The sequence below is a fragment of the Chryseobacterium sp. Chry.R1 genome (genome assembly GCF_039645525.1).
Lineage (GTDB): Bacteria > Bacteroidota > Bacteroidia > Flavobacteriales > Weeksellaceae > Chryseobacterium > Chryseobacterium proteolyticum.
Genome location: NZ_CP151793.1, coordinates 3971470 through 3984602 on the forward strand (window position 1 = coordinate 3971470; position 13133 = coordinate 3984602).

14 protein-coding genes are annotated in these 13133 nt (G+C 38.9%); 8 read left to right on the top strand and 6 right to left on the bottom strand.

Translation table 11 applies throughout. The features are described from left to right. Window positions 1-127: 127 nt before the first annotated feature. The 5 genes from AAEU33_RS17735 to AAEU33_RS17755 form a co-directional block, all read right to left on the bottom strand. Window positions 128-463, bottom strand: a complete 336-nt coding sequence (locus AAEU33_RS17735; RefSeq protein ID WP_345989332.1) for a TfoX/Sxy family protein — start codon at window positions 461-463, stop codon at window positions 128-130. Between the two features lie 41 nt (window positions 464-504). Beyond that, a complete protein-coding gene (locus tag AAEU33_RS17740) occupies window positions 505-1215 on the bottom strand; it encodes a DUF2071 domain-containing protein (protein ID WP_345989334.1) in 711 nt (236 codons plus the stop codon). A gap of 308 nt (window positions 1216-1523) precedes the next feature. Then, window positions 1524-1949: an HIT family protein gene (locus AAEU33_RS17745; protein ID WP_172277974.1), complete on the bottom strand. Its 426-nt coding sequence runs from the start codon at window positions 1947-1949 to the stop codon at window positions 1524-1526. 86 nt (window positions 1950-2035) lie between these two features. After that, the gene (locus AAEU33_RS17750; protein WP_345989336.1) at window positions 2036-4408 is read right to left on the bottom strand and encodes an outer membrane beta-barrel family protein; all 2373 of its coding nucleotides are present in this window, start codon (window positions 4406-4408) and stop codon (window positions 2036-2038) included. A 121-nt stretch (window positions 4409-4529) separates the two neighbouring features. Next, complete coding sequence (locus AAEU33_RS17755; protein ID WP_345989338.1) at window positions 4530-5720, bottom strand: FAD-dependent monooxygenase; 1191 nt, start codon at window positions 5718-5720, stop codon at window positions 4530-4532. Window positions 5721-5821: 101 nt separating this feature from the next. On the opposite strand from AAEU33_RS17755, the gene AAEU33_RS17760 reads away from it, so the two are divergent. The 3 genes from AAEU33_RS17760 (at window position 5822) to AAEU33_RS17770 (ending at window position 8756) form a co-directional block, all read left to right on the top strand. Further along, window positions 5822-6280, top strand: a complete 459-nt coding sequence (locus AAEU33_RS17760; RefSeq protein WP_172277968.1) for a MarR family transcriptional regulator — start codon at window positions 5822-5824, stop codon at window positions 6278-6280. Between the two features lie 113 nt (window positions 6281-6393). Further along, entirely contained in the window at window positions 6394-8058 is a 1665-nt protein-coding gene (locus tag AAEU33_RS17765; protein WP_345989341.1) for a histidine kinase, read from the top strand. Beyond that, a complete protein-coding gene (locus tag AAEU33_RS17770) occupies window positions 8058-8756 on the top strand; it encodes a response regulator transcription factor (RefSeq protein ID WP_345989343.1) in 699 nt (232 codons plus the stop codon). Before AAEU33_RS17765 ends, AAEU33_RS17770 begins: the two co-directional genes overlap by 1 nt. An 11-nt stretch (window positions 8757-8767) precedes the next feature. Here the strand turns inward: AAEU33_RS17770 and AAEU33_RS17775 are convergent, their stop codons facing one another. Beyond that, the gene (locus tag AAEU33_RS17775; RefSeq protein ID WP_345989345.1) at window positions 8768-9367 is read right to left on the bottom strand and encodes a DUF6624 domain-containing protein; all 600 of its coding nucleotides are present in this window, start codon (window positions 9365-9367) and stop codon (window positions 8768-8770) included. 253 nt (window positions 9368-9620) lie between these two features. Here AAEU33_RS17775 and AAEU33_RS17780 point away from each other — a divergent pair, with 253 nt between their 5' ends. The 5 genes from AAEU33_RS17780 to AAEU33_RS17800 all read left to right on the top strand — a co-directional run bounded on the left by AAEU33_RS17780 (window position 9621) and on the right by AAEU33_RS17800 (window position 13065). Further along, window positions 9621-10649, top strand: coding sequence for a rod shape-determining protein (locus tag AAEU33_RS17780; protein WP_172277960.1), 1029 nt, complete (start codon window positions 9621-9623; stop codon window positions 10647-10649). Between the two features lie 226 nt (window positions 10650-10875). After that, window positions 10876-11271, top strand: a complete 396-nt coding sequence (locus AAEU33_RS17785; RefSeq protein ID WP_345989347.1) for a DUF3574 domain-containing protein — start codon at window positions 10876-10878, stop codon at window positions 11269-11271. A 286-nt stretch (window positions 11272-11557) separates the two neighbouring features. Then, on the top strand, window positions 11558-12016 hold the full coding sequence (locus AAEU33_RS17790) for a MaoC family dehydratase (RefSeq protein ID WP_345989349.1): 459 nt from the start codon (window positions 11558-11560) through the stop codon (window positions 12014-12016). Window positions 12017-12075: 59 nt separating this feature from the next. Beyond that, entirely contained in the window at window positions 12076-12606 is a 531-nt protein-coding gene (locus AAEU33_RS17795; RefSeq protein ID WP_345989351.1) for a Crp/Fnr family transcriptional regulator, read from the top strand. Window positions 12607-12681: 75 nt separating this feature from the next. After that, window positions 12682-13065, top strand: a complete 384-nt coding sequence (locus tag AAEU33_RS17800; protein ID WP_345989353.1) for a hypothetical protein — start codon at window positions 12682-12684, stop codon at window positions 13063-13065. The last annotated feature ends 68 nt before the right edge of the window (window positions 13066-13133 follow it).

Here is a 13133-nt window from a genome sequence, read left to right on the forward strand (position 1 = left end):
AATTTTATAAGATGCCTATTATTATATTCAAGACAGTCAAATTCATCCCATAGATTGCTGATACACTTCCTGTAGTGTTTTATTTTCCGACCCCTTCTGAAAAAAATCTAATGAAAAGAAGGACACCTCATTTCTTTTTTGCCTTTTGAACCACTTTATTATAAGCAAGACAGAGGTCTATATAGTATTGAAAATCTTTGTTTTTATAATATCCTTCTTTACTCACAAAAATATATCCTTTTGCTATCCTCTTCCCATGAATCATCGGGCGGCAATACTCTTTTTCCAGCTCCAGCTCTGCTTGTTGAGGATCGATCCTGCATAAGATCTCCTCATTACGAACTCCGATGCATAGTTTATCATCTACCATAAAGCTTAATCCCTGGAACATTTTTTTCTCAACCACATTATTCTCATGCATCAATGTTTCTCTTATCCGGTTTACCAGTTGTTCGTTGTACATGATTATTTTTTTTAATTCTTGCAGGTATACTCTTTAATGAATCACCATTTTTCAGGCATCGATTTCCATGTGTGCTCGATATTGGTCATCAGCAAAGCATTATCAAACGTTATAGAGCCTTTTGGGAAAAGTGTTTCATCTTCATAAAAAGTTGATTTCAAATCCATCACTTCAAGAGGTCTTATTTCCCATGTATAGGTATTCAACTGAAGTCCTTCCAGCTTATCTTTATGAGGCGAATACCCAAGGCATCCCTCCTGAAAAAAGTCTGAAGCCTTCTGCAATGTTTCAAATATGGAATGATTATCAAATACTTCAATTTCCTTAGCATCAATTGAAGTAATCAGCTGATCGGAGCTTTTAAAATCAACATGGTAATGCTTGTTATTTTCCTTTACATTAAATTTCGCATAATAATGTTTACCCGGAAATACACGTCCGCCTATAAGCGTATTGATCTTCGATGAAGTATCTCTTCTCGGAATATATACCCCGGTCCTTACCTCTCCGCCTTCGTCCCATTCAACAGCAATTCTATGTGCTCCGTTCTCGGAATCGATCCCCATAAAGTCCGGCAGCCCCAACGCTTTAATATTTTTAAGCCTAATCAGGCAAATACCTACTATTGCTTTATTTTTATAAAGCTTTGGTCTGAATGGAAAAGGGAGAATCTTTTCTACTGCGTCAGGATCAGCAGTAAAATTGATCAAAATCCTTCGATCTATATATCCATGTATTTCTGGTAATTTCATTTTTATATGTTAAGATGCGGCCATCCCCTGTCTTAGAGACAAATGTAATTCATTTTTTGGTCAACCTGATAAAGTATTTCAATATGTTTTACACAGAAAAGATGTTAATTTCGTTCTATTTTTATTTGCTGTTTTTTTATGAGATTTGCTGCTATAATTGCTTTCAGTATTATGAAAAAATTAATTTTAATCTGCACCTTTTCTTTTGCTTTTATCCAAATAATAAATCCTCAACAAATCATATCCCGAAATTCAAATTCCGATCGTGAACTGTATGCTCAGAATATTGGGAAAATACTTTTTCTACATTATTCCATCATCTTTTTAATAGATGTACATACCTCATCAAGCTCTTTGCGATCCGGAAGGACTGAATATCTTTCACCAAACCGCAAACCAAAACCATCATTACGGAATCTCGGGAAAATATGCAGATGGGTATGAAAAACCTCCTGGCCGGCAGCTTCACCATCGGCAAGAAAATAATTGATTCCCTCAGATCTTATATCCGATTTCCTAAGGGCCCTATTAATTTTAGCAGCAACATTGAACATTCCTGAAGTAAGATCTTCGTCCAGTTCGGCAATGAATTCCCTGTGTATTTTCGGCACTACTAATATGTGTCCCGGATTAACGGGCTGGATGTCCATAAAAGCAATTACCTGATCATCTTCGTGGATGATGCTTGCAGGGAGTTCTCTGTTTATTATTTTACAAAAAATACAATTGTTCATAAGGGCTGGAAAGTTTTTTATAAAAATAGTAAAACGGAAATGATCATAAAATACAGGATTGTTTATTCAACAAAAAAAAGATAAATCTAGTTACGGTTTCCTGTTTTGGCCTGTCGCACAGCCTGGTTATCTTTTATATTCAATCGGTAGACCAACGTCAGGCGATATCGGGCGGCATTAGGGATATTGGTCTGGTTGATCACATAATCTGCTCCGGTGGTTACGCTGCTTAGTTTGCGTAATTCAAAAAGATTACTCACATCAAATGTGACGGTCGCCCTGTCTTTTAAAAAAGTTTTGCTGCATCCAAAGTCGATACTGTGTACCGCATTAGTATAGGTTTGAGCTGTTGCATTGACCCCCCTGAAATTATATATTGTCTGGAAAGAAAGTTTATCCTTCAGTTTAAGCTGAGCACTTAAACGGGCAGTCAGTGTAGTTCCTGAAAAATCAAAAGTCTGTTCCCGATAAGATCCTTCCTTTGCATAATGAAACAGGTTGAGCTCTGTATTCAGCTGAATCCATTTTAACGGATTATATAATACGGACAGCTCTATTCCACTCCGGGTTTCTTTATGAATATTTACAGGCATGGTAATAAAAAGCCCTTCAGCATTCCTGTACGTATAATCCTCAATTATCCCCTTGTTTCTTTGGTAGTAAACCGATGGATTAAAAGTAAACGTCTTTGTGTTCTTTAGAAAAGAAATTTCCAGTACCTGTGCATATGACGGATTAAGATCCGGATTTCCCACATAACGGCTGCTGAGATCTGTCAATTCATTAAAAGGATAAATCATGGTAAGGGACGGCCTGTTGATCCGCTTGCTATAGCTACCCTGCAAAGTCGTGTTTCCATTAAAACGATAACTTAGATTTAATGTTGGAAACAAACGGGTGTAATTTTTATTGCTTGTGTAGGTTCCCATCCGGTCTTCAATTCCTATTTTGGTAAGCTCACCACGTAATCCTCCCTGATAACTAAAGGCTCCTTTCTTACCTGAAAACTGAACATATCCACTTCCGATCAGCTCTTTATATAAAAGGTGATTATCAATCTGATCAATGATCTCCCAGCCTGAAATATTTTGCTGCTCAGCAATGAAATCACTGTTGACCCTACGATCCTCCAATTTCAATCCGTATTCAATGGTAGAAGTACTGTCCAGCGGGTGGATCATATCCGTTTTGATCATAAAATCCTTACTGCTTCCTACTGAACCTGTTCTGATCAAAGGCAAGCCAGCCGGCAAAGGGAAAACCCTTCGCGTTTCAAGATTCCATTCTTTATCACTGTCCCAGAAATCATACTGCATATCGACAGTAAATTTCTTTCCGGGCTTATCAAAGCTTTTGGTATAATTAAACTCCAGCTGATTGTAGCTCCTCTTTTCCCAAGATTCTCCATTGCGTGTGACACTGCTGTCTGCCAAACTATTTCTCCCAGAGTACAGATAATTCATACGGGTTTTATCATGATCACGTGTTGAGTTCCGGAGAAAAGCAGCAGTAAGGCTGTTCTGATCATTAATTTGAAAATCTGCTCCAAAATATAACAGTTTGGCATCGTCATGCCTGTTTTCATCCTGTCTCTGATCCAGTAAATAAGAGGCATCGGAAAGTCCTGAAGACTGCTGCATGGTGTATACCCCCACATAATCAGATAACCTGAGTCCGTACGTAGCAAATAAATTGAGTTTATTGGATTTAAAATTCAGACTGGGACTTATTCTGGTTTCATTGGGAATACCTCCAACCACACGCAACTGGCCACTAAAACCTGCTTTTTTATTCTTTTTAAGGATTATATTGATAATACCGGCTGATCCGGCTGCGTCAAACCTTGAAGAAGGGTTGGTTATCACTTCTACCCGTTCTACCTGATCCGCCGGCAATTGCTCCAATGCATTACCTTGCGTTAACCCTGTTCTCCGTCCATTAATCAGTACGAGGACATTGTTGTTCCCCCGTAAACTGATCCCGCCACCCGGATTTACACTTACGGAAGGGACCCTGTTTAGCAAATCGGTAACTGCTCCCGATTGTGACAGAACATCCTTACCTACTTCAAAAATCTTTTTATCAAGCTTCAAACTGACTGGACCCCGTTTTCCTGTTAAAGAAACCTCTTCTAAAAGCTTTGCATCAGGATCCAGGAGAACAGTTCCGACATGTATTGTCTCCGAGTTTACCTGTATCTGTTTATGGCTTTCCCGATAACCAATCAGGTGATAAACAATGCTATAATTTCCCATGGGAATTTGGTCCAGACGAAATACCCCTTTGCTATCTGAGATACCCACCGCAATGGATTTATCGTTACTGTCCTTTAATGTAACAGTCACATCGGATAATGGCTGTCCTGAATTTTCGCTGATGATGCCTGTTATCAGGGCTTGTTGGGCAAAATAAAGCGGAGCTGCCACCATGATCAGAAAGATGATTATTAATTGTTTCATGAGGTAAAATTAGAGCGTGTTCATGTCTGTTTAAAGTAAAAACATGTGAACCGCTCCAGAGGCTTTCGAACAGCAATCCGGAAGATTAGACTCAACTATTACTTCTGTAAACTTCTCTCTTTTACCACTTAATCTTATAGCTGAAAAGCCAGTCGTTTCCTTTTGATCCAAAAAGATTGATGAAAATTCTAATCATAGTTTCCCTGATGAATTGCTTAAAACCGTTCACCACTACTTTATCCTCTCCCCTTCTTCTTCCTTCAAGTACAATTTTTTCTACCCGAGGTCTGCGCTCTTGTTCAAATAGTGAAAATGCGGACAGACATTCTTTTTGATCTCTGAGCAATTTAGCCAGCAACATTGCGTCTTCCAGGGCCATAGACGCTCCCTGTCCGGAGTTTGGACTTACTGAATGGGCTGCATCTCCTATCAGTATTATTTTTCGATGAGACCAATCAGGAAGAAAACGTACATCAAAAACATTAATGCGTAGGTAAGAATCTGCATTATTAATGATATCCGATATCGGAAAACTATAGTTTCCATATTGTTTATTCAAAACTTCCTTTTCCTCATCCACATGAATGTTTTTCAATTGATCTTTAGACCAGGGCATTTCGGAAATGACGTTGGTCCACCACATTAATTCTTTATCGTTTGCTCCGCTAAAGCCAAAGAAACCGTTTTTGCCATAAATAAAATTAATGTTCCTGAACTCCCTGTCTGTTAAACCTGCCAGCTTATCTTTTGAAATAAAACCGGCATGCGAAATAATCCCGATAAATTCCGGTTGAATTTCAGGGGCGACGGACTTTCTTACCTCACTATTGATCCCATCTGCTCCAATCAACAGGTCCCCGATTGAAACAGTATCATCATCAAAGGAAACGATCACTTTCCCATCGTCAGTCTGGACAATATCTTTTACTTTCTTTTCAAAATAAAGCGGGATATTCTTAGTTCGGACAGCTTTTCTTAAGATATCTACCAATGTCTGCCTCTTCATACTGACTGCAGGTTGCGGAAACTTCTGCAGATCTGTAAACAGCATTTTTGCCAGCCTTTTTCCTTTGGAATTTCTAAAAACTCCTTCATGAACGGGACATCCGCTTTGAATAATTTCCTCTGCCAGGCCAAGCTCTGCCAGTACATTCATTCCGTTTGGTGCTATATTCAGGCCACCACCCGCAGTTTCCTCTCGTGATCTTAGTTCAAAGATTTCGGAGGAAATACCAATTTTTTCAAGGAATAATGCCATGGCAGTACCAGCAATTCCGGCACCTAAAATAATGGCTTTTCGATTCTCTTCCATAACTGATCGGTTTTTGTTTACTTTGTATATAATTAAGTTTGATTTTATTTTACTTATGAAATATTTTACAAAGTAAAATAAATTATTTTACACCAACAACAATGAGCAGAAATAAAATAGAACAAATCGGTGAAAGACTCAAAGAACAAAGTACCCATGCTGTTAGAAGGAGCAATCTTATCGCCGCTCAATTGAAAATCAATCCTACCGATCTTGAAGCTTTGGAAGTCCTGTTACGAAACGGAAAAGCGACTGCTGGAACACTTTCCAGCGAAACAGGAATATCAGGAGGAGCCGTTACCAAAATGATCGATCGCCTTGAAAAAGCAGATTTTGTAAAAAGGGTCCTGGATAAATCTGACCGAAGAAAAGTAATTATTGAGCCCAACTTAAATACCATACAACAAAGGGTATTCCCGTTATACGCTCCTTTAATAGCTGCTACAACAGAATTATTCAAAACATATTCTGACCAGGAACTCGATATTATCAACGGTTTTATGGAAAAAATACTTCAGATAAGCAGTGATGATCTGAACCAGATGACATCGGATCTGTAATATGATGTGATAAATAAGTCTATGTATCTGCAACCTAATTAAAAACATGCAAACAGCTCTACAGACTTTCAAACGACAACCAGGATTTATCCATTACCTTGTATATTTACATTATGCATAAGGTCCTGCTTTTATTGGTATTCCTGAACCTGGTGAATATCCCGGTTATTCAGAATGATGAACCTGTATCGCTGTATAAAACAGGAGATGATCCGGCCTGGGCAGCTAAGAACTACAATGACAAAAACTGGTCACGGGTAAGAGGAGATACTTCTGATAACATATTCTGGTCACGGACCCGTCTTGATCTCCGGCAAGTAGAACCTGAACTTACGCCTTTAGGACTTCAGATCGAATCTTTTGGCGCATTTGAAGTATACTGGGATGGTGTTTTTATCGGAAACAACGGACAATTACCTCAAAATGGAAAACCTGAAATCCCAGGTTCCGAAAGCAGTTATTACAGAGTTCCGGACAGCCTGATTTCAGCGGGTTCCCATATTGTTGCATTGCGAACTTCTCAATCATTACTTCCTCATGTACATCGTGACATTGGATTTAAGATGAATAAATACACGACCTTATTAACCAAACCCCTGGTTACCATGTCGTATATGAATCTCATGGCCGGAGCTTTTCTTATTGCAGCAGTCTATTATTTTTTCCTGTACCTGAACAGCAGGCGAAGACCTCTTGACATCCTTATTTTTGCAACCACCTGCCTTTTATTTTTTGTTTTACTGATCATGGAATACCTTAAATTTCATGTGGTTATTCCCTACTCTCAGTTTTTTATCCGCCTGGAAATTATTGGATGGCTCACCTTTGCCAATGCCCTTTTGGTTCCCTGGTATTTTATTATTCAGTTTAATTTTAAAAGAGGAAAGTGGCTCATGGCAGCCCTTTTGGTAACGCTCTTATTATTATATGGATTTAATTACGGACACTACGACCTTACCGCAAGACTATACAGTCTGGCAATGCTGATAGCAGCCATCATTGTCGTTCTGAACGGCATTATCCAAAAAGAAAAAGGAGGTTTTATCGTACTGGCAGGACTCTTGATCAGCGGCTTGATGCATAAATTTATTTTTTACGACTATGGACTCTTTATCAGCTTCACGATCATTGTTTTAAGCATGCTTTACCTGCACTCGATCCGGACCAGTGTTATTGAAGCCGAACACCAGCAGGCTGTATTGCTTTCTTCAAGGCTGCAACTGGAATTGCTGAAAAAAAATATCCAGCCTCATTTCCTGAGAAATACACTGACCTCTATGATGGACTGGGTCGAAGAATCACCCAGGGAAGGATCGCGCTTCATCCAGGCATTGGCCGCAGAGTTTGACATTATGAACGAGATTTCCGAACAGACCCTGATTCCCATAACAAAAGAGCTCGAACTTTGCCGGCAGCATCTTTCAGTCATGGGTTTCCGGAAAGAGATAAACTATAAATGGGAGCAAAACGGAATAGATGAAACGCAATTCATTCCACCCGCCATTATTCATACTTTACTGGAAAATGGCATTACCCACAGTGAACCATTGCCCGGAAATATCATTACATTTAAACTGAGCTATTCCTTATCGGGAAATCATCACAAATATGTATTCGAAACCATTGCAAAAAACCGTGAGGTATTCACAAGCCGGAGTGGCGGCAACGGACTTAAATATATCCATGCCCGTCTGACAGAAAGTTACGGACAAAACTGGGTATTCAAATCCGTTCAAACAGAAAACGGCTGGCTATCGACCATTCTAATTACAAGATAATGAATATATTGATTATAGAGGACGAATCAAGGATCGCATATCGCCTGCAGCGTATGACAGCAAAATTCTTCGGAAACAGACCTGCCCGGATTACAGTTTGCGATTCTCTGCAAAAAGGACTTTCCCAAATAGAACAGGATCTTCCTGATCTGCTGCTTCTCGATCTGAACCTCAATGGTGATAATGGTTTTGAAGTATTGGAACATATGGTAGCCTCTTCTTTTCACACCATCATTGTTTCAGCCAATACCGATAAAGCAATCACTGCCTTTGCATACGGAGTACTCGACTTTGTTCCCAAGCCTTTTGATGAGGACAGGCTTTTTCAGGCCCTTAACCGTTTTAGCAGCCCTTCCATAAAGTCGGGTGACGACATCCAATACCTGGCTGTGAAGAGATCCGGACAAATACGGTTGGTGAATATTTCGGATCTGATTTATATAAAAGGAGCCGGAATTTATACCGAACTTCACTTAAAAGATGGCCGGCAGGAGCTTCACGATAAATCTTTAGAGCTTTTACAACAGCTTCTTCCGGGAGAATTTGAGCGGATTCATAAATCCTATCTTGTCAATCTGTCTCAGGCTGAAAAGATCACCATCAGCCCCGGCTCCCGTTACGGCTTATTGCTTAAAAACGGGGAAACCCTTCCGATTGGACGTTCAAAATACAAAGAGCTCAGAAATAAGACCATTTGATTGTTACCGTTTTATTTTATCCATCCTACTTTCTTCTTCCAGGCTTCCACCTCATTTTTTCTTTTGCTAAAATCTTCAGGTGGCGATTGATTTTCTCTTTTTACCTGCTCACGGATTATGGCCGTTTGCTCTTCGAGTGTGTTCAGCCCAATAGATTTTCTACGTTCATTAACTTTTGTGATATTGTCAACAAAATTCGGGACCATTTCTCCGTTCTCATTCCAGTCAAATTGGGTTCCGTATAGCTGCGGCTTTCCTTCAAACACGGCAATCCGGTCACTAAGATAGGCGAGGTTTTTAGGATCGGCCTTTTGTTCATTTACTGCGTCTTTTAATAACCGGACGCATTTTCTCATCAATTCAGGCTGGCCGATAGCATGCTGTATAATCAGCCAGGCAGCTTCACTGGCTTCCTTACCCACTTTGTCAATACCGGGGTAACCAATAATATCCATGATATCATTCAGTTTTTTCGCATTCCTGTTATGCAATTGTTCCATTTCTTTATGATATCCTTCCCCGAGTTCCCCTCTTTTGATAAGCTGATCACGCAATTCGAGATCTTCATTTTTTAGTTCAATAATTCTTTCTGCAAAATGGTTATGGCTCATAATAAGTTTTTAATAATATTTACTACAGGTATTTTTGATCGCTTAATACCTATCTTGATCTGCCTTTATAAATATACTCTATATTTTAAACTAATCAATTGAACAATGACATTCCCGGGAAACTTTCCAAAACTCCGGAATGCGGATTAGGGAGAAAGATAATTAACACAACTTTAACGCCTTTACTTAAATTCGGAGGCTGTGATTTTAATACATAAAGCCGTACTTTGCAGCCTAAAAAACAACGAAAAAGATGGGGCTATTTGATATGTTTACACAAGAGATCGCAATGGATCTTGGAACCGCTAATACACTAATTATACATAATAACAAAATCATCATTGATCAGCCCTCGATCGTCTCTATTGACCGTACAACGGGAAAACCAATAGCAGTCGGAGAACAGGCGAAGCTTATGCAGGGGAAGACCCATGAAAATATTAAAGCAGTACGTCCGCTGAAAGACGGTGTGATTGCTGATTTTCATGCTTCCGAACACATGATCAAAGAATTCATTAAACAGATACCAGGAATTAAGGGAAGATTTATACAGCCAGCACTTAGAATTGTCATTTGTATTCCTTCAGGGATTACGGAAGTGGAAAAAAGGGCTGTAAAAGATTCTGCATTGAAAGTGAATGCAAAAGAAGTTAAGCTGATCTATGAGCCAATGGCCGCTGCAATTGGTGCTGGTATTGACGTTCAGAATCCGGAAGGAAATATGATTGTAGATATAGGCGGCGGAACGACTGAAATTGCAGTCATTGCACTGGGTGGAATCGTTTGTGACAGATCGCTTAAAATAGCCGGAGATGTCTTTACCAATGATATTGCTTACTTCCTGAGATCCTATTACAATCTGTATGTTGGAGAGAGAACAGCTGAAAGAATAAAAATCGAAATCGGATCTGCACTGGAAGAGCTGGACTATCCTTTGGAAGACATTCCGGTACAGGGAAGGGACATGATCACCGGGAAACCTAAAGAGATCATGGTGAATTACAAAGAGATTTTTAAAGCCCTGGATAAATCCCTGATGAGAATTGAAGATGCGGTGATGGAAACGCTTTCCCTCACTCCGCCTGAACTGGCAGCAGACATCTATAAAACGGGAATCTATCTCGCCGGAGGTGGTGCCCTTCTTCATGGACTTGCAGACAGAATACACAAAAAAACAGGATTACCTGTATGTGTGGCGGAAGATCCTTTGAGAGCCGTTGTACGTGGTACAGGTATCGCGCTTAAAAACATCAATAAGTTTAGTTTCCTGATGAGTAACTAATATTGAGCGGAATAAATAGCAAAAGGCTTTGAATACATATTTAAGGCCTTTTTGTGTTGGGTAAAAAACAACAATATTATAAATGGTTAAAATATATTTATCACCTGGCATTGAATTGTTTTAATTAAAATTTTATATTTGCTGAGTACATAATTTGCATCCGGATTCTAAGAAAAGCAGTACCAAAAAGGAAAAAGTGTTCCAACATATCATTACCCCAAAAGCCATGAAAACTTTAAAAACAGCCTTATCTGTATCTATTTTCAGTCTTGCTCTTACTTCCTGCGCTACCATGCAGCGAACCGATCTGTATTTTGGAACTAATATCCCGACCGGAGGCAATGTAACCCAGCAGCAGTGGAAGGAATTTTCTGACGGAGTTATTACCCACTACTTCCCTGAAGGATACACAGAAGTAGATGCTGTGGGGAAATGGATGGACACCCAGACCAAACAAACCATTTCCGAAAATACCAAGGTGGTGACCTTTCTCGGTAAACCCACCAAAAAAAGAAATGCTTCCCTCGACAGTATTACACAAAAGTATATTCGTCAATTTCATCAGCAAAGTGTCCTCAGAATAGATAGCAAGCCCAAAGTAAAATTCATCAGTAAGACATAATCTGTTTGTAAATTACTCTTTTCCTACATTTCATCCTTCTGGAAACTCCGTGTATACCCTTTCCATTAGAAAAATCATTAGTAACTGATTTTACTTATATTTTTTACAAGTAAGCCCAAAGTGAAATTCTTTTGTTCAAAACCCTCATCATCATTCATATAAAAGAACGACCAAAAAAGTGAAATGACTTTTAATATGTAATTCCGGATCAATAGCCTTAACTTGGCAGGAAACTTGGTAAGTAAAACAATAAAGCCGATCAGGTTAAAAAATAAACGGAAATACAATGGTAACGATCAACAATTTTGAAGAATATAAGTCCTTTGAAGGAAAAACCATAGGTGTTTCCAACTGGCATCAGATAGATCAGGAACAGATCGATAAATTTGCTGATGCAACTTTAGACCGGCAATGGATACATGTCGATCCGGAAAGGGCAAAAAAAGAAGGACCTTTTGGATCAACCATAGCCCACGGGTATCTCACTCTTTCTCTTATCCCCTATTTATGGAAGCAGATAGCGGATGTCCGTAATGTAAAAATGGAAATCAATTACGAAATAGAAAGCTTCAAATTCGGGCAGGCTGTACGTGTTAACAGCGAAGTACAGCTACAAGCCACCGCAAAAATGATATCCAACCTCAGAGGAACTGTTAAAGCGGTGATCCAGGCTAAGCTGATCATTAAAGGTGAAGAGAAACCCGCATACACCGGTGATGTTATTTTTCTTTACCACTTCGCTTAAAAACAGGAAGAATTCATTATTTTCATCCCGTAAACATGAATAATGTTTAGTTGCATTTTATGAAAGACCACGAATTACATCAGCTTACTGATCTTCTTTTCAAATCCGGGAAAGAAGAAAAATACGGGCCTAAAAGCGTAATAATCGAAGAAGGAACAGTTTCGCGAAAGTTCTATTATTTAAAAAAAGGAATTCTGAGAGGCTGGACTCATTATGACGGTAAAGAAGTCACATTTCAATTCCTTTTTGAAAATCATATTTTTTGCTGTTCGGAGAGCTTCTTTTATCATCAGCCAAGCTCTTATACAGTGGAAACGATCGAAGCATGCAGCCTTTTATCAGTAGAAAAAACGGATATCGATACATTATCCGAAGACATTACCTTCGTGAATCTCTTTAATAAATATCTCATAAGCCGGGTAAATGATTACCAGCAGTTATTGATCTCTCAGATCCGGGAAAAGCCGGAAATGCGCTACAAAAAGCTTCTTGAAGAAAATCCGGAAATCATCCTCTGTATTCCTCAGCATTTGATCGCGTCTTACCTCGGTATGACGCCGGTCAGCTTAAGCAGGATCAGAAATCGATGAACGATTCATTTCTTTACAATTGTTAACGACGGGTTACTTACTTCCAGGCTACATTTGTTGAAAATTATATCAATAATGGAAAAATTAATACAAGCCGTATTCAAAGAAGTCATAGAAAACAAAAATTATGACGAATCTCTTATCAACAAATACTTCAGTGAAGATTATATTCAGGAGGTAGATGGCGTAACGCTGGATTTTAATTCTTTTAAAAATCATATCCGGAAATTAAAGGAAAAAGTAGTTGAGCAAAAGGTAGTGTTTGACAATATAATGAGTGATGAAAATTGCGTGATTACCAAGCATTATGTGACCAGTATTCTTCAGAATCAAGAGGTGGTAAAACACAAAGTCTTTGCAGAATTCAAATTCAAAAATGACAAAGTAGTCCATTGTGACGAACTAACTTTCCTTTTAGAAGGTGCTTCATCTGAAAAAAAATTAGGTTCTGAAGTTTGATCTATTTCGGGCTATAATCTCAAACAAAAAGAGCCTTCTCAGGAAGGCTCTTTAAACGAAAGTATAAA